Genomic DNA, 24,400 nt, shown 5'->3' on the forward strand with positions numbered 1-24,400 from the left:
ATGGGGTCTTTGAAGGGAAAAACCAACAGGCGTTGTCGCGTTCAATGAGACGCCAACAGGCGCTCGAGTTCCCCGAGATTGTCTTCCGGCACTTCGAGGATGACCTTGACCCGGGGCCCGTAGTCCGCATCGAGAATCCGGGCGCCGAGCGGTGCCAGCTGGCGCTCCAGATTCTGGAAACGGGCGTAATCGACTTCCGCCTCCACCCGCCGGTAGATGACGTGAGGGACGATGCGGGCCTGTTCCAATACCTGCTTGGCCGCGTGGCCGTAAGCCCGGGCCAGGCCCCCGGCGCCGAGCTTGATGCCGCCGAAATAACGGATCACCGCCAGGCAGACGTTGACCAGCTGCCTGCCTTGCAGATGAGTGAGGATGGGGCGACCGGCAGTGCCGGAGGGTTCGCCGGCGTCGAAGGCACGTTCGCGCAGTCCCTGGGGCGTTTCGATGCGCCAGGCGTAGGTTAGATGGCTGGCCTGGGGATGGCGCCGGGCCAGGCCGGTCAGGAAGGCTTCCAGCTCGGTGCCGTCGGCCGTAGGGGCGATGACGGCGATGAAGCGCGAGCGTTTGATTTCGTATTCCGCCTCGGCCGGCTCGCGGACGGTGAAGACCTGGCTCATGCCAGCCCCAGACAGCGGTCGGTTTCCTCGGTGAGTCGCCGCAGGGCCGGGGAGATTTCCACCGGGTAAGTAGCGCTGCTGTCGATGTTTTTAAGTGCTTCCGGCAGGCGTTCCAGCTGGGCGACGATCCGGTCACGGATGCCGGTCAGCGATTCCGGCGGCTGTAGGCGTTTTCCCTGCCGCATCACCGGTTGCAGCAGCGCCTGCCCTTCGAGGTGGTCGTCGGCAGTGGTGAGGACGTCGTGGTCGAAGCGCCCGGCAGGGTCGTAGTGGCGATAGACCTGCTTGGCGCCGGGCCAGGTTTGCTTGCCCTTCGAGACCTTGCGCCGGGGGATGCCGGCGTATTCCTGCAGCTTGTAGGCGCAGTTGAGATAAGGTGCGTCGCTGGATGTGGTCAGCCTGGTGCCGATGCCGAAGCCATCGATGGGGGCGGCGCGCAGTTCGGCGAGGCGGTACTCGTCCAGATCACCGCTGGCGAAGATGCCGATCTCGGACCAGCCGGCGGCGTCCAGCCTGGCGCGCACCTGGCGGGCCAGTTCTCCTAAATCGCCGCTGTCGATCCGCACCGCCTTGATCCGGATGTCGTCTTCAGCCAGCTCCCGGGCCAGGGCGACGATCTTGTCCACGGCCTTGAGGGTGTCGTAGGTGTCGATGAGGAGGACGACGTTGTGGGGCTGCGAGCGGGCGAAGCCGCGGAAAGCGGTCAGTTCGTCGTCGTGGGCCATGATATAGGAATGGGCCATGGTGCCGAAGATGGGGATGTCGAAGCGCTGGCCGGCGAGGACGTTGGAAGTGCCGATGAAACCGGCCAGATAGGCGGCCCGGGCCGCCAACAGGCCGGCCTCGCTGCCGTGGGCCCGGCGCAGGCCGAAGTCCACCAGGCGTTTGCCGGGAGCGGCGAGGACGCAACGGACGGCCTTGGAGGCGATCAGGGTCTGGAACTGGAGCAGATTGATGAGACGGGTTTCCACCAGTTGGGCCTGGGGCAGGGGGGCGGTGACCCGCAGGATCGGCTCGTCGGGGAAGAAGACCGTGCCTTCCGGCATCGCGTCCACGTCGCCTTCGAAGCGGAAGTTTTCCAGGGTGGCGAGGAAGCCGTCGTCGAAGAAGCCGGTCCGCTGCAGGTAGTCGAGTTCGGCGGCGGTGAAACGCAGGTTCTCCAGGTAGTCGAGGGCCTGTTCCAGACCGGCGGCGACGAGGAAATTCCGCCGGGGCGGCAATTTGCGCACGAACAGCTCGAACACCGCGGTTTCGGCCATGCGCTCGTGCCAGTAACCTTGGAGCATGGTGAGCTGGTAGAGATCGGTGAGCAGGACCGATGCGTTCACGACAAATCCTCGAGGGTGACGAAGCGGGCGCCGAAACGGCGCATTTCTTCCAGGGCCTTGCGCTCGTCCTCCGGGTGGACGTTGACGGCACGGATGGCGTCGGTGAGCAGGAAGACCTCGAAGCCGTGACGGATGGCGTCGCGCACGGTGTTGAGGACGCAGTAGTCGGTGGCCAGGCCCCCGACGAACAGGCGGCGGATACCGCGGTCTTTCAGCCTCGCGGCCAGATCGGTGCCTTCGAATCCGGAATAGGCTTCCCGCTCCGGCGCGGTGGCCTTGGAAACGATGATCGTGTCCTTCGGCAGCCGGAGACCGTCGGCAAATTCCGCCCCTTCCGTGCCGGCGACGCAGTGGGGTGGCCAAGGGCCTCCCTGATCGCGGAAGGAACAGTGGTTCGGTGGGTGCCAGTCGCGGGTGGCGAAGACGGGAAGTCCCCGCCGGGTGAAGCGCTCGATGTAGCGGTTGAGCACCGGTACCACTTCGTCCCCCTTCGGCACCGGCAGGGCGCCGCCGGGAAGGAAGTCCCGTTGCACATCGACGATCAGCAGGGCGTCGTGAGCCTGGAGTGCGATCATGCTTCAGCGCTCCGTGAACACGGTGGCCAGTTCGACCTGGAAACCTTCCAACAGACAGGACTGGACGGCGCCCGTCCCGCTGGCGAAGCTGACAGGTGTGTATTGGCTGTCTTTCAGCCCCAGCAAGGTGAGACTGCGGTTGGCAGGATCGGCAAGCCAGAATTCGGGAATCGCAAAGCGCCGGTACAGCGTCTGTTTGGTCACATAGTCGTAGCGGACCGAGGTGGGAGAGACGATTTCCACCACCAGGTCGGGAGCGCCGAAGATGCCCCGATCCTGGATTCGGTCTTCGTGTTCCTTGGCCACCAGGACGATGTCAGGTTGCACCACGTTGTCCTCGCTGAGGATGACATCGATGGGGGCGTCATAGACGAACCCCCATTGCCGCTGGCGCACGTATTCCAGAAACAGGAATTCCAGATTGCGCGAGCAACTTTGATGAGACACGGATGGGGCCGGTGTCATGTCACGCAATTCTCCTTCGATGATCTCGTAACGCCTGCCGTCGTCCAGGGCCAGATAATCGCGGTAGGTCCAGTGACGGGGTGTTGGGGTGTCATGGAGATTGGCGACCATGGGATCGTCCTCCGACGTGGGGATGCGGCTTTCTAGTATGCCGCAAACGCGGCCTCCGGTCAGCTGCGGACCTGGTCGATCACCAGTTCGATGCGGGGATGGCCGGAAACCGCCACGGGATCGCTTTGCCCCTCCAGGTCGCCGGGAGCCCCCTGGGCGTTGCCGGATTTGGCCACCCGGGCGCCGACGATCACCTTCGGGAAGTGCGACAGTTTCAGCTGCGGCATCATCGCCATCGAGTCGTCCAGGGTGACGGTGAGCGGCAAGTCTTTGACCTGCTTGCGGACGATGGCCAACGGCATGGGCGGCCCGGAGGCGGCTTTGGCGAAGACGTAGACCGGATCGTCGGGTTTGGCCCGGGCGGCCAGTTCAGGGGAAAGGCGCACTGTCACCTGGACCGAAGCGCCGTCGGCCGCCGGTTGCGGCGCGGTGGACTGCGGCACCTGCAGCCCGGCCTTTTGCATCATCGTCGTCAACTGGCGATACGGTTTGCTGCCGGGAGGCATTTGTGCCAGCAGCTGGTTCCAATACCGCTGGGCGCTGTCGCGGTCACCGTCGTGGAGGGCGGCCATGCCGGCCAGCCACAGGGCGTAGGGGTGATCCGGCCGGGTTTCGAGGACCTTACGGACGATGGCCAGCGGTTCGCCGCTCAGGTCTCCCCCTTTGGACTGGGCCAGGGCTTCGGCGTAGCGGACTTCCAGATCGGGGTCGTCCGGCGCCAGTTGCAACGCCTTGCGGTAGGCGTCCAAGGCCTTGTCGATCCGGCCGGTGGCCTGGTAGGAGCGGGCCAGCAGCACCCAGCCTTCCAGATCGTTCGGATTGTCCTGGAGGCGACGTTCGATCTTGGCGATCGCCTCTTCCAGCGAAGGGGGGGCGTTCTTCTGTGCCTGGGGTGTGGTGCGAGGATTGAGCAGATCCGGGCGGCCGAGGCTGAAATACAGCATCATCGCCGCCAGGGGGATCAGACCCAGCGCCAGGAACAGCGGCACAATGCCCTGGTAGGGCGGGCGGGTTTCCCCGCCGTCGCGCTTTGCGCTCAGATCGAGGAGATCACGGTCCAGTTCCGCCAGCAGCTGTTCGTACTGAGCCTGGTCGATCTTGCCTTCGGCCCGTTCCTGTTCCAGTTCCCGCCGCCGCTGGCGGTGGGCGGCCAGGTTGGCCTGAAGGTCGATTCGCGTGTCCAGGCGCGGCGGGCGGCGCAGGGTCCACCAGAACAGCAGGTAGGCCGCCAGAATCAGCGCGGCGGCGATGAGCCAGAAGACGATCATGAGGATTTTTCCTCGTCCTTGAGCAATCGTTGCAGGCGTTCCCGTTCGGCGGGGGTCAGGGCCGTCGGCGCTTCGGGGCGGCGGGTCCGGCCGATGCGCCACAGCAGCAGGCCGCCTGCGGCCAGGGCGGCGAAGGGGCCGAACCAGAGCAGGGCGGTGGTCTTTTTCACCGGCGGCTTGTAGAGCACGAAATCGCCGTAGCGCTGCACCAGGAAATCGACGATCTCGGCATCGCTCTTGCCCGCCAGCAGCATGGCATAGACCTCGGATCGCAGGTCTTCGGCCAGATCGGCGTTGGAGTCGGCCAGGGACTGGTTCTGGCACACCAGACAGCGCAACTGTTCGATCAGGTTCTGGTAGCGGCTTTCCAGGGCCGGATTGGGAAACTGGCGCACTTCGATGCCGGCCAGTGCCGGCAGGGCCAGCGTCAACCACAGGGCGGCGATCAGGGCTTTCATGACTGTTTCTCCAAATAGGCCACCAGCGGCCCCAGTTTCTCCTCCCAGTCCCTGGGGGTGATGGGGCCGATGTGCTTGTAGCGGATGACGCCCTGCTTGTCGATGACGAAGGTTTCCGGGACGCCGTAGACGCCCCAGTCGATGGCCACCTTGCCGGCGGCGTCGAAGGCGACGGCTTGGTACGGGTTTCCCAGGCGTTCGATCCACTGCAGACCGGCCTCGCGGGTGTCCTTGTAGTCGAGACCGTAGATCGTCACCCCCTGGCGGGCCAGCTGCATCAAGAAGGCGTGCTCCTGGCGGCAGGCCACGCACCACGAGGCCCAGACGTTGAACAGGCTGACCTTGCCTTGGAACCGGGCGCTGTCGAAGCTCGCCTGGGGATCGTCGAGACGGGGCAGGTTGAACTGCGGCGCCGGTTTGCCGATCAGGGGGGAGGGGACCTCCCGGGGATTGAGGGTCAGGCCGACCCCCAGCAGAATCAGCAGGCCGACGAACAGTCCCAGGGGCAACAGATACTTGAGCATGGCTAAACCGTGGCGTTGACGGCGGCGGTGGTCTGGGCGGTCACCTTGACGCTGCGGTAACGGCGGTCGGCCGCCGCCAGCAGGCCGCCGGCCATCATCAGCAGGCCGCCGAGCCAGATCCAGCGCACCGCCGGCTTGACATACAGGCGCACGCTCCAGGCGTCTCCTTCCAGCGGTTCGCCCAGGGCGACGTAGAGATCACGGCGCAGGTCCGGATCGATGGCGGCCTCGGTCATGACGTTGCGCTGCACCCGGTAGAAGCGTTTCTGGGGGGTGAGGCGGGCGATCCGTTCCCCGTCCCGGAAAACCTCGAAGATGCCTTCGTCGGCGCCGTAGTTGGGACCGTCGAACGCCCGTATCCCTTTGAAAGTGAAACGGTATCCCCCCAGCTCGGCGGTTTCCCCCGGCGTCAGGCGCACGGTGCGTTCGATGCTGTAGTGGTTGGAAATGCCGACGCCGATCAGAAACACCGCCAGGCCGAAGTGGGCCAGAGTCATGCCGTAGAAGCCGGCAGGCTGGCGCAACCCCCGCAGCCCCTTACGGTGACGCAGCCGCTGCCACAGGGGCAGCAGCGAAGTGGTACCGAGCCAGAAGGCGGTGGCGAGGAAGGCGAGGGTGACGATGTCCTTGGGATCGAACCACAGGGCACTGACGACGATGGCCGCGGTCAGAGTGGCCGGGATCAGCCAGCGCACCTGCCGCCACAGCTTCGCCGGGTCTCCCTGGCGCCAGGCCACCAGGGGGCCGATGCCGGCGAGCAGGAACAGCGGTGCGGTCACCGGCGTGAACACGCTGCTGAAATAGGGGGGGCCGACGGAAATCTTGCCCAGCCCCAGGGCGTCGAGCACCAGAGGGTAGAGGGTGCCCAGCAAGACGCTGGCGGCGGCCACCACCAGCAGCACGTTGTTGACCAGCAGCAGGGCTTCGCGCGAGAACCAGTGGAAGCGGGCGTGGTCCTTCACCGCCGGGGCCCTGAGGGCGTAAAGCAGCAGGGAGCTGCCGATCACCAGCCCCAGGAACACCAGGATGAACAGGCCGCGTTCGGGATCGTTGGCGAAGGCGTGCACCGACACCAGCACCCCGGAGCGTACCAGGAACATCCCCAGGAGGCTCAGGGAAAAGGCGAAAATCGCTAGCAATACGGTCCAGGATTTGAAGGCTCCACGTTTTTCCGTCACCGCCAGGGAATGGATCAGGGCGGTGGCCATGAGCCAGGGCATGAAGGAGGCGTTCTCCACCGGATCCCAGAACCACCAGCCGCCCCAGCCCAGCTCGTAGTAGGCCCACCACGAGCCCAGGGTGATGCCCAGGGTCAGGAAGGCCCAGGCCACCAGGGTCCAGGGGCGGGACCAGCGGGCCCAAGCGATGTCCAGGGAGCCGGACAGCAGGGCGGCGATGGCGAAGGCGAACGGCACCGCCAGGCCGACGTAGCCCATATACAGCATCGGCGGGTGGACAGCGAGGCCGAAGTCCTGCAGCAGCGGGTTGAGGTCGTTGCCGTCGAGGGGTGCCGGGGTCAGCCGTTCGAAAGGGTTGGAGGTGAACAGGATGAAGGCGAGGATGCCGACGCTGATCAGTCCCAGGACGCCGAGAACCCGGGCCACGAACAGATCCGACAGGCCGCGGTTGAAAATGCTGACCGCGAAGGTCCACAGCCCCAGAATCAGGGCCCACAGCAGCACCGAGCCCTCGTGAGCGCCCCAGGCGGCGGCGATGCGGTAGAACAGAGGCAGGGCGGAGTTGGAATGCTCGGCCACGTAGCGGACCGAGAAGTCGTTGACCACGAAGCTCTGCACCAGACAATAGAACGACACCGCCAAAAACAGCGCCTGGGCGCGGGCGGCCGGTTTGGCCACCGCCACCCAGGCCGGCAGCCGCAGGGCGGTGCCGGCGAGGGGGAAGGTCGCCTGCACCACGGCCATCAGCAAGGCGAAGATCAAGGCCAGCTGGCCCAGTTCCGCAGTCATCGGCTCGTTCCCTCGAAATCGTCCACCGGCGGCAGCTTGCCGGATTTCTTCAGGGCATCGGCCACTTCCGGCGGCATGTAATTCTCATCATGCTTGGCCAGCACCTGGGTGGCCTTGAACAGGCCGTCTTGCTGCAGTTGGCCGATGGCGATGATGCCCTGGCCCTCGCGGAACAGGTCCGGCAGGATGCCCTCGTAGAACACCGTCACCTCGGCGGCGCCGTCGGTGAGGGTGAAGCGCACCGCCAGGCTGTCCGGGTCGCGGTGGACGCTGCCCTCCTTCACCAGGCCGCCGACCCGGAAGGCGTAGTTCGTCGGCGCCTCGCCGGCGGCGATCTGCGAGGGGGTGTAGAAGTAGAGCAGGTTCTTCTGAAACGCTGCAAGGGCCAGGAAGGTGGCGATGCTGACGCCGAGCACGATGACCGTGACCCAGAGCATGCGGCGCTGGCGCGGGGTCATCGGCCGGTCTCCTGGTCGTACCAGCGCCGAAGCCGCGCCAGCACCTCCCGGCGGCGGCGCAAAGGAACGATCAGGTTCCAGATCAGCACCACGGCGGTCAGGGCGTAGGCGCTCCAGACGTAGGCGCCGTAACCGCCCATGTGGATGAATTCCTGCCAGGTCATGAGGCGATCTCCTCGGAATCGGATACCGGTTCGATTCGTTCGCGCGCTAGCAGTTCCCGCACCCAGCGGCTGCGGCGCTCGCGCCAGAGGATTTCGCTGCGGGCTCGCAGCAGCAGCACGGTGAAGAAATACAGCTGGAAAGCGAAGGCCATCAGCAAAAGCGGCCACAGCATGCTAGGGTGGATCGCCGGCTTGTCGAAGCGGGTCACCGTCGGCCCCTGGTGCAGGGTGTTCCACCATTCCACCGAGTAATGGATGATCGGGATGTTGACGCTGCCGACGATGGCCAGGATCGCCCCGGCGCGGGCGGCGGTGCGCGGATCCTCGATGGCGCTCTGGAGGGCGATGTAGCCCAGATACAGGAACAGCAGGATCAGCTCAGAGGTCAGTCGCGCGTCCCACACCCACCAGGTGCCCCACATGGGCTTGCCCCAGATGGAACCGGTGGCCAGTGCCAGAAAGGTGAAGGACGCACCGACGGGGGCCGAGCACACCGCCATCACGTCGGCCATCTTCATGTTCCAGATCAGCCCGATGCCCCCGGCCACCGCCATGAAGACGTAGATGAACAGCGACAGCCACGCTGCCGGTACGTGCACGTACATGATGCGGAAGCTGTCGCCCTGCTGGTAGTCGGGCGGGGCGACCCACAGCCCCAGATACAGGCCGGCCGCCATGCAAAGGAGCGTGGCCCCGCCGAGCCAGGGAATCCAACGGCCGGTCAGATGATAGAAATGCCGGGGGGAGGCGAGTCGGTGCAGAAAGGCCCACATGCTATGATGCTTAATGGAAAATTTTGATGATCATACCAGATTCCATTAATTTACCCAGCGTTGTCATCATCCCTCAATCTTCCGCCAGACTCCGGAGTATCCAGCGCCCGGCCCACACCAGCAGGATGCCGCCGGCCAATGCCAGCGCGAGGAAGACGATGCGCCCGCCGGTCCAGCGGGTGGGATAACGGTCCGGGCGGACCGGTTTGGTCAGCCCCGGCAGGCTGGCCAGGTCGCGGTCGCCGCCGGCCACTTTGATCTGGGCCTTCATGCCGTGTTCGGTGTGCTGGGCGATGTCGCAGTGGACCAGATAGGTCTTTTTGTAGGGCGGCAGAATGAAACTGGCGGTTTCTTCGCCGGGACCGGAGACCTCGATGGTGAACATGCCCATGGGGTAGAGGTCCTGCGGCAGGCCGTGGACCATGAACTGGTGGCGGATGTTGTCTTCGTTGACGAAGCGCACGGTGAGGCGGGCGCAGGGTGGCACCTCCCAGCTCTGCCGGTCGTAGGCGAACACCAGCCCGGAGAACTTTTTGGCGTATTTGCGCCCGGCGTGGACGGTGATCTTGACGTCCTCGGAGATCTGGGCACAGCCCTGGGGCAGGCGGGTCGGGTTCTCGTTCATCACCATGCTGTCCATGTCCATGCGGTGGCCGGCATGGGCCGGGCCGGTGAGGGAGAACAGGAGAAGCAAGACGACGGCAAGGCTGGGCAAGGCGGGGCCGTTCGCAGGGTGTACCCGGCCTGGACGGCCGGGTTTCAAGCCTCCAGGGATGGATTCACGGCGTCCCGGAGAACGGCCCCGCCTTGCCCACCCACGGCATTGCAATACCTGGATCATGACGCTTTCCTCCATTCCCGCCAAGCGAAGAAGGCCAATCCCAACGCCAGCCCCAGGCTCAGGCCCGCCAGCAGCACCCGCACCGGATCGGGCGGCAGGGGCGCCGGATCGCTGTAGATTTCCCAGTCCTTGCTGCGGGCCCAGACCGGCACCTGCTTCTGGTAGAACCAGCGGTTGAAGAACGGCACCAGATCCATGCCCTGCAGCTTGGGGAGACCGTTTTCGTCCAGGAAGCGGCGGTAGACGACGAGGCTGATGTCGCCGCCGGGGCCGACGCCATCGGAGGTGACGCTCTTTTCCGCATGGTCGTGCATCAGCCAGGCGCCCTGGCCGAAGCTGTGCAGGCCGTCGTCGTGGGTGTCGAGCACTAGGTCGAGGCGCTGGGCCGGGGCCAGATCCTGGACGTCGCGGGTGATCGGTCGTTTCAGGGGAACGCCATCGACGGCGACGGCGGTGGTTTTGTGGCCGTGGAGGTGCAGCCCCAGGGTGTGCGGGTGGCCGTTGACCACCCGCAGCAGCACTTGCTGATCCGGTTCCACCACGATCAGGCTGTCGCGCAGGGTGTAGGGAAAGGACCGGCCGTTGACCAGGAAGAAATCCTCGTCGGCGTCGGTGATGTCGTAATCCCGGTTCATGGCCTTGGCCACCAGGCGCGGATCGTTGTATTGCTGGATGGGCCGGTAGCGTTCCTTGTCCAGCGTCTGGTAGTGGAGGTCGTATTCCTGGGCGTATTTTTTCCGCACCGCCTGCGAGGGATGGCGGACCTTGCCGGCGCCGACGTTGAAGGTCTGTAACCAGTTGTCCGGGCGGTTCTCCTCGACGATGAACAGCCCCTGCAGCCCCATGAGCATGTGCTTGTCGGTCTGTACGTGGCAGTGGTAGAGCATGGTGCCGGGTTGGCGTGGCTGGATCTGATAAGTGCGGCGCTCGCCCGGCATCAGCATCTGCTCGCTGGTGATGGGGACGCCGTCGTTGCCCTCGCCGTTGGGTTTGAGGTAGGGATGATCGACGCCGTGCAGATGAATGGTGTGGGGCAGATAATGGGTGTTCTCCAGGGTGAGATAGACGGTGTCGCCCTGTTCCACCCGGATCGGCGGCGAGGGGGCGCGCAGCAGGGGGGTGGCGTCGAGGTTGACGGCATCGACGGTGGCCATGCCGCGCATCTTGGGCACGAACACCCAGATGCCCGGGGTCAGGCCCGGGGCGATGCGGTAGCCGGGGATGAGGAAGTCGCCGTCGGGGGTGCTGCCGTTCAGTTCCCCCACCTCCAGGTGGATGTGGATGACGTCGGGGTCGCCGTCACCGTCGCGGTCGTTTTCCTTCACCACCGCATCGGCTGCCAGACGGGTCTTCATCAGGGTGGGCATGGTGACGTTGTTGGTGCCTTTGACCACGCTGGCGATCAGGTAGGGGTTGTCCGGCTTACACTGGGGGTCCTCGTCGATCTCGACGTCTTCGATGGTCTGGGCCTGGCGCCATTCGGGATGGGTGAAACTGCAAAGTGGTTCGGTCTCGGAGATCGAGGGCACCCATTTCATCGTCGGCGGCGCTTCGAGACCGGCCTGGGTGGCGTTGCCGGGAAACAGCAGCCAGGCCGCTCCCAGGCTCAGCACGATACCGAGGAGATAGGCGGACAGACGCAGAGGCTTCATAGCTTGGCCAGAATGTGGTTGTACAGCTGCTCGACTTCCCGGTCCTTGCCGGCGAGCAGGGCTTCCAGTTCTTCGCGGCGCTCGGCCACGAAGGCCGGATCGCGGATGGCGTTGAGGTTGACGGTCACGTTGATGGCGCAGCTCTTGAGCGCCGCCTGGGCCGCCAGCACCCCGACGCCGGCATCGGACAGCACGTTGGGATTGCCTTTTGCCGCTGCCTCATGGCAGAGATCGATGACCGCCACACACAGCCGGGCGCAGGCGAGGGGCACGTCGGTGGCGCCCTTGAGGGCGGCTTGGATCGCCTCGCTGCGGTTCGGATCGTCCTTGGGAAGACGGTAGGCGGCCATGACCCGGTCGAAGGCAGCCACATCCGCCTCGATGGCGGCCAGCAGCCGCTGGCGCAGTTCCGCGGCTTGTGCCTGCAGGGCCTGCATTTCGGCCTCCACCGCCCGATAGCGGGGCTTGCCCACGGTGAGGCTGGCGACCATGCCGGCCAGCGCCGCGCCCATCGCTCCCATCACCGCCGCCGCGCTGCCGCCGCCGGGGGTGGGGTCGGCGCTGGCCAGCCGGTCGAGGAAAGTATCGAGGGATTGGTCTTTGAGCATGGTGGAACCCTGGTGGCGGAATCGGCCCGCTATTATAATCGATCGATTGTTTTCTTAGGACTTCCAAGGTGTAGGCGGTGAAGAAACTCCTGTTCCAGTTCGATACCGACAGCCATCCGGCCTCTTTCGATACCGTGGTCGCCTACGATGGCGGCGCCGACCACGTCATCGGTCATGCCAACCTGACGCCGGACAACGTGGGCCCTTTGGTGGACGGCACCATCTTCACCCGCGCCCCCAAGGACAAGAAGAACACCGCCATCTTCATCGGCGGCAGCGACCTCCAGGCCGGCGAGGCGCTGCTGGCGGCGGTCACGGCCCGGTTCTTCGCCAATTTCCGGGTGTCGGTGATGCTCGACAGCAACGGCAGCAATACCACCGCGGCCGCCGGGGTGGCGCGGATCGTCGCCAGCACCGAGGTGCGGGGCAAGAAGGCGGTGGTGCTCGCCGGCACCGGCCCTGTCGGCCAGCGCGCCGCCGCTCTGCTGGCCAAGGAGGGGGCGCAGGTGGTGCTGACCTCGCGCTCCCTGGCACGGGCCCGGGCCGCCTGCGAGGCGATGAGGCGGCGTTTCGGGGTGGAGATCACCCCGGTGGAGGCCATCGACGCCGCCGCCCGTGCCGCCGTCATCGAAGACGCCCAGATCGTGTTCGCCACCGGCGCCGCCGGCGTTCGGCTGTTGGAGGAATTCCAGTGGCGGGATCTGTCCCGGCTGGAGGTTCTCGTCGACGCCAACGCCACCCCGCCTTTGGGCATCGAAGGGGTGGACATGATGGACCGCGGCACGGAACGCCACGGCAAGATCTGCTGGGGGGCCATCGGTTTCGGCGCCCTGAAACTAGCCGTGCACCGGGCCTGCATCGCCAAACTGTTCGAACGCAACGATCTGGTGCTGGACGCCGAGGAAATCTACGCCATCGCCAGAGAGATGGTGCATACGTAACCGACCGGGTTTTGGTAATTTGCTTATTCAATAAATGAATATAAGCTTATAGTTATATAATTATTTCATTTTTAAATAAGGCGCCGAGCTCCTTACAATGTAGTCATCCCGCTTGATTGAGAGTAACTCGTTCCGGATGACTGTAGCATGAATCAGAAAACCCATCGTCATCATCAGGTCGTCATCATCGGTGGTGGTACCGCCAGGTGGCGGACCAGCTTAAATGTTAGGGTGAAAAATCTATTAGAAAAACCTGATTGCTGGCGTTATGATGAGACCTTCCATCTATCTGAAGAAATAAGGAGGACGCCATGAAGAAACTGATGACGATTGTGGCCCTGGCCGGGATCACCGCCACCGCCGGTGCAGCTGATGTCGCCGCCGGCAAGGCCAAGGCGGCTGCCTGCGGCGGCTGTCATGGGGCCGACGGCATCGCCACCAATCCGGCCTATCCCAATCTCGCCGGCCAGCACGCCCAGTATCTGGTGGCGGCGATGAAGGCCTACAAGACCGGTGCCCGCGACCACGCGGTCATGAAAGCCATGGTGAGCAGTCTCTCCGACGAGGACATGGAAAACATCGCCGCCTACTACGAAAGCCTGAAAAAATAACATTCCGCCGCCGTGCCGGAAGGGCTGCAGGCGGTCCATCGTGAAGGAGGTTTGTCATGATTCGCCATTCTCTTTTGTGGGGCGTCCTGCTGCTCTCCGGCGTGGCGGCGGCCGCCACCGATCCCACCAAACCCAAGAACGACTACAACATCACCATCAATTACGAGCTGGGCATGCATTGCACCGGCTTCGACTTTTCCTACTGCTGCATCCTGCCCCCCTACAACTCGATCCAGAGCCAGGTGGTCAAGACCGCCCGGGGGCCCCACGACAAGCCGAGGCTGCTCGGTGCCGATCCCAAGGATCCGATGATCCTGGTGGACGGCGACAAGCGTTTCAAGCTCGAATACGGTCACGTGGACAACACCTACTCGGAAGGGGCCAAGCTGTACTACTGGACCGTTCCCTACGACGTGGACGGCGACGGCAAGTACGAGGCCAACGAGAATGTCGCCAATGCCTACTGGCCTCATTTGTACGTTTACAAAGACCTGAAGGGTAGCAATCCCAAGCACACCAGCAAGGACAGCGAGAAGCAGCGGGTCGGTATCGAGATTCCGGTGCCGGTGGACAACGGTCCGGCAGGGGCGGTGGTGCCCAGTCCCTTGAAAGGCGGCCACCTGCACTATACCGGCGAGGAGGGAACCATCGTCTTCACCAAGTCGCCGGTGCTGGAGAACGTCCCCATCATGCTCACCCATCCCGGCATCTGGGACGCCCTGGGATTGCCGCTGACCCCGTTCTGGGACAGCACCGTCACCAAGAATCCTATCACCATCGTCGAGAGCGACATCCGCCCCTACCAGGAGGCTTGGGTGCGGATGGTGGACGCCGAGACCGGCGAGCCGGTGCTCGACAGCCACACGGGCAAGCCCATCGAATTCCACGGCACCAACCCCATCGACGTGCCCAACTGCTCCAACTGCCATTCCAACGAGAACGCCAACGGCGATCGCTACACGCTTTACAAGCGTGAGTTCGCCTTCTGGAAGGGGCTGGGGGCCAGCGACTACATCGCCGGCCTCAAGGCCACCTCCATCTCCATCCTGCAGATCCACGACGCCAAGCACGGCACCAAGTTCACCGCCAACTACGATCCCGACAGCCGCTCGCTTTCCAACCGTCTCGGGCGCGACCCGGTGCTGTGCCAGAAATGCCACGCCGACAACGTCATCGGCGTGCTGGCGTCGAAAGGCGTGGTCGAGGCGCTGACCGGTCAGCAGGTGCCCGGCGACGTGCGCATCCCGCCCCTGAGCGAAGCGCTGCACCGGGCCCACCAGACCGTCCGCCCGCTGCCCGACAGCCAGGGCCGCACCGGTACCTGCGCTGGCTGTCATCCGGCCCACCGCCAGGACGGTTCCCTGGACGGCTATCCCATCACCCCCGACGGCCGCAACCATTACGCCAACGCCGACAACCGCGACACCAAGGGCGGCTGTTTCGCCGGCCGCGACGTTCACTCCAACCCCGACAAGGACAAGGACGGCGTGGAAACCCCCGAGCACCTCAACGCCATCGGCAAGTGGCTGCAGGCCAACGTCTCCAAGATCGGCAACGGCCAGCACGGCAAGGGGTTGTGGTGCACCAACTGCCACAACCAGCTGTCGCGGGAGCTGTACCAGCGTGACCACATCACTCACGCCTTCCGCCAGGAAGGGGAAACCCTGCGCAACAAGTCCCTGGAAGCCATCGCCCTGGCCATCGGCGTGACCGAAAAGGAACTGATCGAGCGCTATCTCGATCCCAAGGTGATGCTGGACAAGAACGGTCACGATGACCCAGCAAAATCCGGCATCCTGCTCAACTGGGCCAAGGAACGCACCGAGGCCGACATCGCCGTAATCGCCATGCAGGGCGGCAAGCCCCTGATCCACAAGGACGAGGACGGCGATCCCAGCGTCACCATCCTGTCCGCCGATCCCATGGTCGATCCCGACACCCTCAAGCTGCCCAAGGGGGCCGACGACGCCATCGCCGTGCCTTACCGTGCCGCCGATCACGGACGCGACTACTGGCTGGCGCCGGGCGAGCCCCACTGCGCCGATTGTCATGAGGCGCCTTACGTGGAAGGGCAGGGCGGCATCGCCTATCCCATCAACCAGCCGGGCAAGTACAGTCTGATGCGCTACTCCAAGGGCCATGCCGGGCTGGCGTGCCAGGCGTGCCACCAGTCGATCCACGGCTTGTATCCGGTGACGCCGCGGGTGGACACCACCACCTACAAGCAGGCGCCCCAGTACAATCCGGACGGCAGCCACGGGCCGCTCAAATGCGCCGCCTGTCACGAAACCAACAGGTACGGCGTGCCGCTGATCGCCGAAGGCAAGACCTGGAAGGGCAAGAAGATCGACAAGGACTTCGATGCCGCGGTGACCTGGATGCACGCCAGCGCTCCCGATCTGGGCGGGCGCAATCCCCGTTGATCCTGACCGGACGCCGGCTTCCGGCCGGCGTCCCTTTTCCCGGAGAATGCCCATGCGAACCCTGATTTTCGCCGCGTTGCTGGCAAGTACGACGCTGCAGGCCAAGGTGCTGGTCACCGTCGACGGGACACCGGTCACTTCCGAGCAACTGGAACAGACCCTGCGCTCCTCACCCTTCGCCACCCAGTATCCCGGCCTCGACGCCGACGAACAGGCCGTCCTGCGCCGCGATCTGTTGCAGCGCTTGGTGCAGGCGGAGGTGCTGTATCAGGAGGCCAGACGCCTGGGGTTGGAACAAGACGAAACCGTGCGTCGTGACGTGGCCGAATTCGAGACCGGCCTGCTGGCACAGAAATACCTGCAATACCTGCGCGACCGGATCGAAATCCCGGCGCCAAAACAGGCCGAATGGCGCCGCCGCCTGGGTACCGATCTCGACGCCCTAGCCGCGGTCCGTTCGGTTTACGTCGCCGACCGCTACCGTCAGGCCAAGGCCACGACTCTGGACCGGCTGCGGCAGCGGTACGGCGATCTGCCCGAAACCGAGCTTTTGGCCCGGGGCGCCAGGGAGGCGGGGATCGACGTTTCCGCCCAGGTGGCCGGCTTCCGGCGGGAACGCCTGATCCAGCGCCTCTTGGAACGGAAGGAAAAGGAATGGATTCCCGACCAGAGCGTGTTACGCGACTACTACCAGCGTCATCCGGAAATCGGCCGGGTGCCGGAGCGGCGCCACGTCGGCCAGATCGTGGTGGCCGACCGCGATACGGCCTGGGCCCTGCGCCGCCGGATTCTGCAAGGCGAGAGCCTGTTCCGGCTCGCCAAACAGTACAGCATCGACCCTTACGGCAGGCAACACGCCGGCGACATGGGTTGGTTGCCGGAAGGCAGCGCCATGCCCGCGATCGAAGCGGCGCTGGCCACCTTGAAGGATGGCGAGATCAGCGAGGTGATCGAAACCCCGAAGGGGTTCCATCTCGTCACCATCATCGAACGCAAGCCCGGTGAACAAAAGCCTTTCGCCGCCATCGGCGACCGGGTACGGCGGGCGTTGCTGCTGGAGCGGATGCCCGCTTGGCTGGCTGAAGTCACGGCCCGCCACCGCATCGTCTGGACGGCAGCGGATCAGGCTTCCAGATAGACCCAGCCACGGAACAGTTCGTAACCCAGCGCCAGTACCACGGCTCCCACGAACAGGCCTATCAGGCCGGACAACATCATCCCGCCGATGGCTCCCAGAAAGATGACCAGCATGGGGATGTCCACCCCCCGGCCCATCAACAGGGGTTTGAGAACGTTGTCGAGCAGGGCGACCACCACGCACCAGACCGTGAAGGCGGTCGCCACCATCCCACCTTGGGTGGAAAACACATAGATCGCTGCAGGCACCAGCACCAGCGCCGGTCCCAACTGGATGACCGCCAGGAACAGGCACAGGACCGCCAGCAGCCCCGCACCAGGCAGACCGACGGCCACGAATCCCAGGCCGGCCAGCAACGCCTGAAGCAGCGCCACACCGACGACCCCGGTGGCGACCCCGCGAATGGTGGATTCCGCCAGCCGTACCAGCTCCGGTCCCCGCTCGCCTGCCAGGCGGAGGGCGATCCGACGGGCTGTACGTGCCGCCGCCGGTGCGTTGGCCAACAGGAGGCCAGCGATGATGATCGCCAACACGAACTGCAGGATCGCCATCCCGGTGGCTGCGGTCGCCGACAGCAGCCAGCCGGCCAGTTGTCGGATCTGGGGACGAAGGAGTCTGAAAGTATCCTCCAGATTGTGGCCCAGCAGTTCCCAGAACCGTTGGAGCGGGCGTCCGATCAGAGGCCAGTCGGCGATCCGCGATGGCAGTTCCGGCAGGCTCACCATGTCGCCGGCCAAGCTGGCGGCGGTGCTCTGGAAGTTACGAACGGCGATTTCCGCCAGCTGGATCATCGGCAGGATCAGTCCTGTCAGCATCAGAACCGTCAGCAGCAAAGCCGTCCAGCCTTGCCGGTCTCCCAGCCAGCGGTTGAGGAGGCGGAAAGGGGAATGGAGGCTTACGGCGATGACGATCCCCCAGATGACCACATCGACGAAAGGACGGACGATCAAGAAGCACCAGGCGGCCAGCAGCGTGATCGTGCCGAGGCGGATGGCGGTTTCGATTGCGATTTTGTTAAAGTCCGTATTCATGGTTTTTTTGCGTCTTGGGGGTTTTCATGCGACATGTTACCTGGTTTCTGCTCGGTCTGTTCCTGTCACTGCCAGTGCGTGGGGGCGAGCTTCCCAGAGGGACGATCCTCGCTTTTCTGCCGGATCCCGGAGCTTCCGAGTATCATGACGATGCCAGCCTGAGACGGTGGTTGAAGGCGCAGGGATGGGCGATTTGTGACGGTCGTGACGGCACTCCCGACCTCAATTATCGGATGCTGTTGGGGGCCACCCGGATGCAGATGGCAGGGAAACGGCAGGGAAGCCGCCGTCATCGCCACCGTTTTCAAGGCCAGACCCGGTCGTTCCAGGGACGACAGGTGAGTCTGATGGAAGGGCGGGGCCCGGGACGCTGGCTCCAGGTGCCGGTGGGCGGTCACAAACATCGGCTGGAGGGGGCCACCGATGCCGCCGAGCATCTGCCGCTCAGCGTAGGAGTACTATTCATCATGAAAATTCGTTGATCGGAAGGGGATGACGATGTTGCGATTCTGGTTAGGGTTTCTGGCGGTAGTGCTCGTCGGTGGTTGTGGAACGGCCACCCAGGTAGAAAGTTGGATCAGCGGGGAAACGAAACGGCCGATTCGGCATTTGTTGGTGATCGCAGTGGTGCCGGACGAGCCCGGTCGGGTGATTTTCGAGGACAAGTTGGTCAAGGCACTGGCGCGGGCCGGTGTCGAAGTCATGCCGAGCTATGAGGTGGCCACCGTTTCCCACTGGCGTGACCACGAGGCCCTGCGGTTCCTGGTCCGGCGACTGGGTGTCGATAGCGTGCTGATCGTCACGCTGAAAGGTGTCGAGGAACGGGAAATCCGCCATCCGCCCCGGAGCTATAGGGTGCCCCGGACTTATGGCTGGGGTTATTACGGCTATTACCACACCGTCTGGGAAGAAGTGCACCAACCGGGCTATACCGTGCGCCAGACGGTAGTGCGGTTGGAAACCAATCTATACGATGCCGAAAGTGAAAAATTACTGTGGTCGGCCCGTTCAGCGACCATCGATCCCAAATCAGCGCTGGACGCGATGGATTCTTTCATCGGTGCTTTGATCGACGATCTGCAGGACAAGGGTCTGTTGCCCTGAAGCGGCGCTCAGGCGCCATCGTCGTCCAGCAGGGTGTCGAGGATGGACCAGCGTTTGGTTGTTTCCTTGACGCCCTTGCCCAGAATCCAGCGGTCGTAGAGTTGCCGGGGAATGCCGAGCGTTTTCTCCAATGTCATCCAGGTGTCGAGGAAGGTGCGCCATTCCAAGTCTCCCCGGGGCAGGGCGAAGGCCACCGGCGTGGCGATGTGGGGTTCGGGAATCACCACCGCGTATTCGGGATGCAGCGTGGTCCAGGCGGATCCGGCTTCGGCGCTGATGATGAGTCCGTCCAAATCGCTACGCTGGAAGAACGTTTGGTTCGAAGGCAGTTTCACGATATGGGCCCCGGGGAGATATTCGGCCGCGGCGCTGGCTAGGGTTTTGCCGGAAATCCCTAGCCGCAGACCGGCATGGCTGATCGCTTCCCAGGTGTCGAAATCGTGGCGTCGGTAGTCGGGAAGCAGCACGCCGAGGGTGACGGTCATGTAGGGTGTGGAGAACAGCAGCTTGGGCAGCCGTGCCGGAGTCACGAGAAGGCCGCCGACCGCCAGATCGATCTGGCCATTGTGCAGTTGTGTGACTAGGGTTTTGTAAGTCCAGGGGACGAAGATCAGTTTCAGTTTCAGATCCTGGGCGAAGCGGTGGCAGAGGGCGATGTCGTAGCCTGCCAGCTCGCCTTGGTCGTTGAAGAAACTGAAAGGAAGCTGTCCCGGATGATAACCTACCCGCAAGGTCCGGGTTCGCAGAATCCGTTGCAACCGTGACTGCTGCGGTGGCGGGGATTTGACGGCGGGAATGTGTTTCATGACCCGGGCCGGTGCTGGCGATTCGATCCTCAACTGCAGCAATGTGGTGGTCGTCTGCTGTTCGTGGGTCAACAATTCGGTCAGAAACAGGCGGACACCCAGGACGACACCCCCCGTCACGACCGCCATCCCGACGATGAAATAGCCCAGTTTCCGCAAATCAAGACGCAGCATCCCGGTAGCGGCGGCCGTGGCCAGCAACGTGAAGGTGAAAAGATTCATGACCGCCAGCAGGGTGGCGAACCAGCCGTTGAGGATGCCGGTGACCAGGTAAAGTTGATACAGGTCCGCGGGGATTCGCATCTGATCGAGCAGGAACGGCAATGCCAGGTCGACGCCACCGAACAGAGTGAACAGTCCCAGCAATGAGAAGGCGGGGTACTGGGACAGGGCGATTTCGGTGCCGCTGAACCAGCCGGCGAACAGTACGAACAGCAGGGTAATCAGTTTGCCGATGTTGGGAAAATTGAATGACGTCGGGATCAGAACTTCGATGAAGCGTTCCTTGTCCTGGTCGAGGGAACCGTGACTCTGGAACAACGCCTTGGCCTGTTCGATCAGCATCGGCAGGACGATGAACAGATTGCCGGTGGCGAAACCGGTGATGAGGGAGGCGCGACAGGCGCGCAGGATGGCCCGGTAGGAAAACGGAGTCAGGAGGGCGGTCAGGCCCGGCAGGATCAGAAAGGTCAGCAGCAGCGAGGCGAGGATGAAGACCGTCACATACACCTGGAGCCGGCCGAAATCGGCGAAAGACAAGGTGCCGGCGGCATTGGCGGCGATGGCGAAAATGCCGAAGGGGCTGAGCTGGATCACCATCATGGCGATCCGGGTCAGCGTCTTCTGGACGGTATCCAGAAGGTGCAGGAGAGAGTGTTTGTCCTCGATACCGATCAGGGCGATACCGAAGATCACGCTGAAAACCGCCGAGGCGGGCACGATGGTGCGGGCCAGGGAACGGAACGGGTTGACCGGAATGTAGAGATCGATGAAATCGACCTGGCGTTGTTCCACCATGCTGGGGCTGTAGAAAGTGCCGGCGGGCATATCCGGGAAGGCCAGGGGCATCACGTAGATGACCAGAAAGGCCAGGAGCCAGGAACCGAGCAGCACGATCCCGGCAGTCAGGGCCAGGCGCTTGGCCTTGGTGTAATCCAATCCGCCGATGCCGGCAATCAGCGAAACCACCATGTAAGGCAGGATGGACATTTGCAGCAGGCCGATGTAGGCCCGCCCGATCAGGTTTAGCGGTGCGGCCCGCTCCCCTAGGAACAGACCGGTGACGATGCCCAGCAGCAAACCGATGAGGATGCGCTGGGACAGGCTGGTGCGGTTGTCTTTTCCCATGGGTTTCAGTGTAGCGCCCGGTCACAGCCGTACAGGATGCCTGCGCCCAGCCGCAGCACACCCCGGGTCTCAAAGCGTTCCCTGCTCACGGAATTGCAGCAGGGAGCGGGAATCAGCTCCGGCGACGGATCGTCACCGCGCCAGCGGGTCATGCCCGCTCGCTACCGTCGGCTGGGATCTGGCGCAACAGAACGGTGCGCAGGGCGTCCAGAAACGCCTGGTTTTCCTCCGGCGTTCCCACCGTGACCCGCAGACAGTCGCTGAGCGGCCCGCCGGCGGGTGATAGGTTCTTGACCAGGATACCGCGGCGTTTCAGGGCTTCGAAGACCTTGCCCGCGCCGGGAACCTGCAGCAGGATGAAATTGGCCGCGCTCGGGAAGGCTTGCACGCCGGGCAGTAGGGACAGGGCCTGGAACAGGCGGTCGCGCTCGGCGCGGATGGCGGCGGTCTGGCGCTCGAAGACCTCGGCGTGATCGAGGGCGAACTCGGCGCTGAGCTGGGTGAGGATGTTGATGTTGTAGGGCAGGCGCAGCTTGTCGAAGTGTCTCAGCCATTCCGGCCGGCCGGTCAGGAATCCCAGGCGCAGCCCGGCCAGCCCCAGCTTCGACAGGGTGCGCATCACCAGCAGGTTGTCGAACGTCTCCAGGCGGTCCATGAAGGTGGCCTGGGCGAAGGGGGCGTAGGCTTCGTCCACCACCACCAGCCCCGGCGTGCGGCGGATGATTTCCTCCATCAGCGCGGCGTCGAACAGGTTGCCGGTGGGATTGTTGGGATAGGCGAGGAAGATGATCTCCGGCCGGTGGCGCGCGATGGCCTCCAGCATCGCCGCGCGGTCGAGGCCGAAGTCCGCCTGCAGGGGGACGCCGACGAAGTCCAGGTTCAGCCAGCGGGCGATTTCCTGATACATGACGAAAGTGGGCTGGGGCGCCAGCACGGTGGCGTGATTCCGTCCCACCAAGGCCATGAGCAGGATCTGGATGATCTCGTCGGAGCCGTTGCCCAGGAGGATTTCCATGCCCTCCGGTACCTGCGCATGGCGGCGCAGGGCCTGTTTCAGGGCCGGGGCCTGGGGATCGGGGTAACGGTTGGGGTGGGCCCGGCGCAGGTGGTCGAGCCATGCTTCGACCATCTCCGGCGGCCAGTCGTAGGGGTTTTCCATGGCGTCGAGCTTGATGAAGCCCGTGGCGTCCGGCACGTGATAGGCGGAGGCCGCCAGGATGTCGGGACGGAAGAAGTCTTCAGGTCTCATGGCGGATCCGGTAGCCGGCGGAACGGGCGTGGGCGGTCAGTCCTTCCCCCTCGGCCAGCACTTTGGCGGTTTCGGCCAGGGGGGAGGCGCCGTCCTCGGTGCATTCGATCACCGAGGTGCGCTTCTGGAAGTCGTAGACCCCCAGCGGCGAGGAAAAGCGGGCGGTACCGGAAGTGGGCAGGACGTGGTTGGGACCGGCGCAGTAGTCGCCCAGGGCCTCGGCGGTGTAAGGGCCCATGAACACGGCGCCGGCGTGGCGGATCTCCAGCAGCAGCGCCTCGGGCTCGGCCACCGACAGTTCCAGGTGCTCGGGGGCGATGCGGTTGGCGATGGCGCAGGCTTCCTGCAGATTCTGCACCTGGATCAATGCTCCGCGCTTCTGCAGCGAGGCGGCGATGACCTCGCGCCGTTCCAGAGTCGGCAGCAGCTTTTCGATGCTGGCGGCGACGCGGTCCAGATAGGCCGGATCGGGACACAGCAGGATGGCCTGGGCGTCCTCATCGTGCTCGGCCTGGGAGAACAGGTCCATGGCGATCCAGTCGGGATCGGTGCTGCCGTCGGCGATGATGAGGATTTCCGAGGGACCGGCGATCATGTCGATGCCCACCTGACCGAACACCAGCTTCTTTGCGGTGGCCACGTAGATGTTGCCGGGGCCGACGATCTTGTTTACCTGCGGGATGGTTTCGGTGCCGTAGGCGAGCGCGGCCACGGCCTGGGCGCCGCCGATGCGGAAGATGCGGTCGACGCCGGCGATGCGGGCCGCCGCCAGCACCAGGTCGTTGATTTCGCCGTCCGGGGTGGGGACGGTCATGACCAGTTCGCCGACGCCAGCCACCCGGGCGGGGATGGCGTTCATCAGCACCGAGGAGGGATAGGCGGCCTTGCCGCCGGGAACGTAGAGGCCGACCCGGTCCAGGGGGGTGATCTTCTGTCCCAACCGGTTGCCCCGTTCGTCGCGGTATTCCCACGATGTCAGCTTCTGGTGCTCGGCATAGGTGCGGATGCGCGCGGCGGCGGCTTCCAGGGCTTGTCTTTGTTCGGCGGGAATGGTGGCCAGGGCCAGTTCCTGGCGGGCGGCGTCCAGTTCCAGTTCCGCCACGCTGGCCGCTTCCAGGCGATCGAAGCGACGGGTGTAGTCGAGCACCGCGGCGTCGCCTTCGCGCCGCACACTTTTGAGGATTTCCACCACGGTACGGTGGACGTTGTCGTCGAATGCCTCGTGCCAGGCCAGAAGTTGTTCCAGTTGAGCGGAAAAATCGGGATTGCGGCTGTCGAGCCTGGGGATTTGGATGGACATCAGGCGGCCTCCTGCGGTTGGGCGGCGGTTTCCAGATCGGCGATCAGGCGTTTGATGGCGGCGTGTTTCATCTTCATCGCCGCCTTGTTGACCACCAGGCGCGAGGAAATCTCCATGATCAGATCGCGCGGTTCCAGGCCGTTGGCCCGGAGGGTGTTGCCGGTGTCCACCAGATCGACGATGCACTCGGCCAGGCCCACCAGAGGCGCCAGCTCCATGGAGCCATAGAGCTTGATGACCTCGGCCTGGATGCCGCGTTCGGCGAAGAAGCGTTTGGCGGTGCGCACATACTTGGTGGCCACCCGCACCCGGCGCCCGTTCCAGGTTTCCCCGACGCGCCCGGCGGTCATCATGCGGCAGCGGGCGATGCCGAGATCCAAGGGTTCGTAGAGTCCTTCGGCGCCGTGTTCCACCAGTACGTCCTTGCCGGCGATGCCAAGGTCGGCGGCGCCGTATTCCACGTAGGTGGGCACGTCGGTGGCGCGGATGATGAGCAGGCGGACGTCGTCGCGGTGGGTGGGCAGGATCAGCTTGCGCGAGGTGTCCGGATCCTCGGCCGGGACGATGCTGGCGGCGGCCAGCAGCGGCAGGGCTTCCTTGTAGATGCGGCCTTTGGAGACAGCGATGGTGAGCATGGTGGT

27 protein-coding genes are annotated in these 24,400 nt (G+C 64.5%); 7 read left to right on the plus strand and 20 right to left on the minus strand.

The annotated features are described in order from the left end of the window. Positions 1 to 41: 41 nt before the first annotated feature. The 14 genes from MIN45_RS06470 to fchA form a co-directional block, all read right to left on the minus strand. Positions 42 to 617 (minus strand): IMPACT family protein, encoded by a 576-nt coding sequence (locus MIN45_RS06470; RefSeq protein WP_286291074.1) that lies wholly within the window; start codon positions 615 to 617, stop codon positions 42 to 44. Next, positions 614 to 1,945, minus strand: a complete 1,332-nt coding sequence (locus MIN45_RS06475) for a nicotinate phosphoribosyltransferase (protein ID WP_286291075.1) — start codon at positions 1,943 to 1,945, stop codon at positions 614 to 616. The genes MIN45_RS06470 and MIN45_RS06475 overlap by 4 nt, the downstream gene beginning before the upstream one ends. Then, positions 1,942 to 2,520, minus strand: a complete 579-nt coding sequence (locus MIN45_RS06480) for a nicotinamidase (protein ID WP_286291076.1) — start codon at positions 2,518 to 2,520, stop codon at positions 1,942 to 1,944. Before MIN45_RS06480 ends, MIN45_RS06475 begins: the two co-directional genes overlap by 4 nt. A gap of 3 nt (positions 2,521 to 2,523) precedes the next feature. Continuing rightward, positions 2,524 to 3,096: a Uma2 family endonuclease gene (locus MIN45_RS06485; RefSeq protein WP_286291077.1), complete on the minus strand. Its 573-nt coding sequence runs from the start codon at positions 3,094 to 3,096 to the stop codon at positions 2,524 to 2,526. Between the two features lie 59 nt (positions 3,097 to 3,155). Then, positions 3,156 to 4,364 (minus strand): c-type cytochrome biogenesis protein CcmI, encoded by a 1,209-nt coding sequence (ccmI, locus tag MIN45_RS06490; RefSeq protein ID WP_286291079.1) that lies wholly within the window; start codon positions 4,362 to 4,364, stop codon positions 3,156 to 3,158. Further along, positions 4,361 to 4,822 (minus strand): cytochrome c-type biogenesis protein, encoded by a 462-nt coding sequence (locus tag MIN45_RS06495; protein WP_286291080.1) that lies wholly within the window; start codon positions 4,820 to 4,822, stop codon positions 4,361 to 4,363. The genes ccmI and MIN45_RS06495 overlap by 4 nt, the downstream gene beginning before the upstream one ends. Further along, entirely contained in the window at positions 4,819 to 5,346 is a 528-nt protein-coding gene (locus MIN45_RS06500; RefSeq protein ID WP_286291081.1) for a DsbE family thiol:disulfide interchange protein, read from the minus strand. The genes MIN45_RS06495 and MIN45_RS06500 overlap by 4 nt, the downstream gene beginning before the upstream one ends. A 2-nt stretch (positions 5,347 to 5,348) precedes the next feature. Further along, positions 5,349 to 7,313, minus strand: a complete 1,965-nt coding sequence (locus MIN45_RS06505) for a heme lyase CcmF/NrfE family subunit (protein WP_286291082.1) — start codon at positions 7,311 to 7,313, stop codon at positions 5,349 to 5,351. After that, positions 7,310 to 7,771, minus strand: coding sequence for a cytochrome c maturation protein CcmE (gene ccmE / locus MIN45_RS06510; RefSeq protein WP_286291083.1), 462 nt, complete (start codon positions 7,769 to 7,771; stop codon positions 7,310 to 7,312). Before ccmE ends, MIN45_RS06505 begins: the two co-directional genes overlap by 4 nt. Then, positions 7,768 to 7,935: a heme exporter protein CcmD gene (gene ccmD / locus MIN45_RS06515; RefSeq protein WP_286291084.1), complete on the minus strand. Its 168-nt coding sequence runs from the start codon at positions 7,933 to 7,935 to the stop codon at positions 7,768 to 7,770. The genes ccmE and ccmD overlap by 4 nt, the downstream gene beginning before the upstream one ends. After that, on the minus strand, positions 7,932 to 8,708 hold the full coding sequence (locus MIN45_RS06520) for a heme ABC transporter permease (RefSeq protein ID WP_286291085.1): 777 nt from the start codon (positions 8,706 to 8,708) through the stop codon (positions 7,932 to 7,934). Before MIN45_RS06520 ends, ccmD begins: the two co-directional genes overlap by 4 nt. A 73-nt stretch (positions 8,709 to 8,781) precedes the next feature. Further along, the gene (locus tag MIN45_RS06525; RefSeq protein ID WP_286291086.1) at positions 8,782 to 9,423 is read right to left on the minus strand and encodes a cupredoxin domain-containing protein; all 642 of its coding nucleotides are present in this window, start codon (positions 9,421 to 9,423) and stop codon (positions 8,782 to 8,784) included. A 122-nt stretch (positions 9,424 to 9,545) separates the two neighbouring features. After that, complete coding sequence (locus MIN45_RS06530) at positions 9,546 to 11,201, minus strand: multicopper oxidase domain-containing protein (protein WP_286291087.1); 1,656 nt, start codon at positions 11,199 to 11,201, stop codon at positions 9,546 to 9,548. Continuing rightward, on the minus strand, positions 11,198 to 11,809 hold the full coding sequence (gene fchA, locus MIN45_RS06535; protein ID WP_286291088.1) for a methenyltetrahydrofolate cyclohydrolase: 612 nt from the start codon (positions 11,807 to 11,809) through the stop codon (positions 11,198 to 11,200). Before fchA ends, MIN45_RS06530 begins: the two co-directional genes overlap by 4 nt. A gap of 77 nt (positions 11,810 to 11,886) precedes the next feature. Between fchA and MIN45_RS06540 the strand changes: the two genes are divergently transcribed. The 5 genes from MIN45_RS06540 (at position 11,887) to MIN45_RS06560 (ending at position 16,922) form a co-directional block, all read left to right on the plus strand. After that, positions 11,887 to 12,750, plus strand: a complete 864-nt coding sequence (locus MIN45_RS06540) for an NADP-dependent methylenetetrahydromethanopterin/methylenetetrahydrofolate dehydrogenase (RefSeq protein ID WP_286291089.1) — start codon at positions 11,887 to 11,889, stop codon at positions 12,748 to 12,750. A 147-nt stretch (positions 12,751 to 12,897) separates the two neighbouring features. Beyond that, positions 12,898 to 13,065, plus strand: a complete 168-nt coding sequence (locus MIN45_RS06545; protein WP_286291090.1) for a hypothetical protein — start codon at positions 12,898 to 12,900, stop codon at positions 13,063 to 13,065. Next, the gene (locus MIN45_RS06550; RefSeq protein WP_286291091.1) at positions 13,062 to 13,361 is read left to right on the plus strand and encodes a c-type cytochrome; all 300 of its coding nucleotides are present in this window, start codon (positions 13,062 to 13,064) and stop codon (positions 13,359 to 13,361) included. Before MIN45_RS06545 ends, MIN45_RS06550 begins: the two co-directional genes overlap by 4 nt. 56 nt (positions 13,362 to 13,417) lie before the next feature. Further along, positions 13,418 to 15,784 (plus strand): hypothetical protein, encoded by a 2,367-nt coding sequence (locus MIN45_RS06555; protein ID WP_286291092.1) that lies wholly within the window; start codon positions 13,418 to 13,420, stop codon positions 15,782 to 15,784. 52 nt (positions 15,785 to 15,836) lie between these two features. Continuing rightward, complete coding sequence (locus MIN45_RS06560) at positions 15,837 to 16,922, plus strand: peptidylprolyl isomerase (protein ID WP_286291093.1); 1,086 nt, start codon at positions 15,837 to 15,839, stop codon at positions 16,920 to 16,922. Here the strand turns inward: MIN45_RS06560 and MIN45_RS06565 are convergent. Further along, positions 16,907 to 17,953, minus strand: a complete 1,047-nt coding sequence (locus MIN45_RS06565; RefSeq protein WP_286291094.1) for an AI-2E family transporter — start codon at positions 17,951 to 17,953, stop codon at positions 16,907 to 16,909. The genes MIN45_RS06560 and MIN45_RS06565 overlap by 16 nt on opposite strands. A gap of 26 nt (positions 17,954 to 17,979) precedes the next feature. Here MIN45_RS06565 and MIN45_RS06570 point away from each other — a divergent pair, with 26 nt between their 5' ends. Further along, positions 17,980 to 18,435, plus strand: coding sequence for a hypothetical protein (locus tag MIN45_RS06570; RefSeq protein ID WP_286291096.1), 456 nt, complete (start codon positions 17,980 to 17,982; stop codon positions 18,433 to 18,435). 16 nt (positions 18,436 to 18,451) lie between these two features. Continuing rightward, positions 18,452 to 19,057: a hypothetical protein gene (locus MIN45_RS06575; RefSeq protein WP_286291097.1), complete on the plus strand. Its 606-nt coding sequence runs from the start codon at positions 18,452 to 18,454 to the stop codon at positions 19,055 to 19,057. An 8-nt stretch (positions 19,058 to 19,065) separates the two neighbouring features. On the opposite strand, the gene MIN45_RS06580 is transcribed toward MIN45_RS06575, so the two are convergent. Genes MIN45_RS06580 through hisG form a run of 5 tightly spaced genes read right to left on the minus strand, consistent with a single transcriptional unit; the run spans position 19,066 to position 24,394 of the window. Beyond that, positions 19,066 to 21,210: a cation:dicarboxylate symporter family transporter gene (locus MIN45_RS06580; protein WP_286291098.1), complete on the minus strand. Its 2,145-nt coding sequence runs from the start codon at positions 21,208 to 21,210 to the stop codon at positions 19,066 to 19,068. Between the two features lie 5 nt (positions 21,211 to 21,215). Further along, entirely contained in the window at positions 21,216 to 21,362 is a 147-nt protein-coding gene (locus MIN45_RS06585; protein WP_286291099.1) for a hypothetical protein, read from the minus strand. Then, entirely contained in the window at positions 21,359 to 22,459 is a 1,101-nt protein-coding gene (gene hisC, locus MIN45_RS06590; RefSeq protein WP_286291102.1) for a histidinol-phosphate transaminase, read from the minus strand. Before hisC ends, MIN45_RS06585 begins: the two co-directional genes overlap by 4 nt. Then, positions 22,449 to 23,762: a histidinol dehydrogenase gene (gene hisD, locus MIN45_RS06595; protein ID WP_286294138.1), complete on the minus strand. Its 1,314-nt coding sequence runs from the start codon at positions 23,760 to 23,762 to the stop codon at positions 22,449 to 22,451. The genes hisC and hisD overlap by 11 nt, the downstream gene beginning before the upstream one ends. Beyond that, a complete protein-coding gene (gene hisG, locus MIN45_RS06600) occupies positions 23,759 to 24,394 on the minus strand; it encodes an ATP phosphoribosyltransferase (protein WP_286291103.1) in 636 nt (211 codons plus the stop codon). The genes hisD and hisG overlap by 4 nt, the downstream gene beginning before the upstream one ends. Positions 24,395 to 24,400: the final 6 nt, after the last annotated feature.

Origin of the sequence: Methylomarinovum tepidoasis, assembly GCF_030294985.1 — a bacterium.
In the GTDB taxonomy this organism is placed as follows: Bacteria; Pseudomonadota; Gammaproteobacteria; order Methylococcales; family Methylothermaceae; genus Methylohalobius; species Methylohalobius tepidoasis.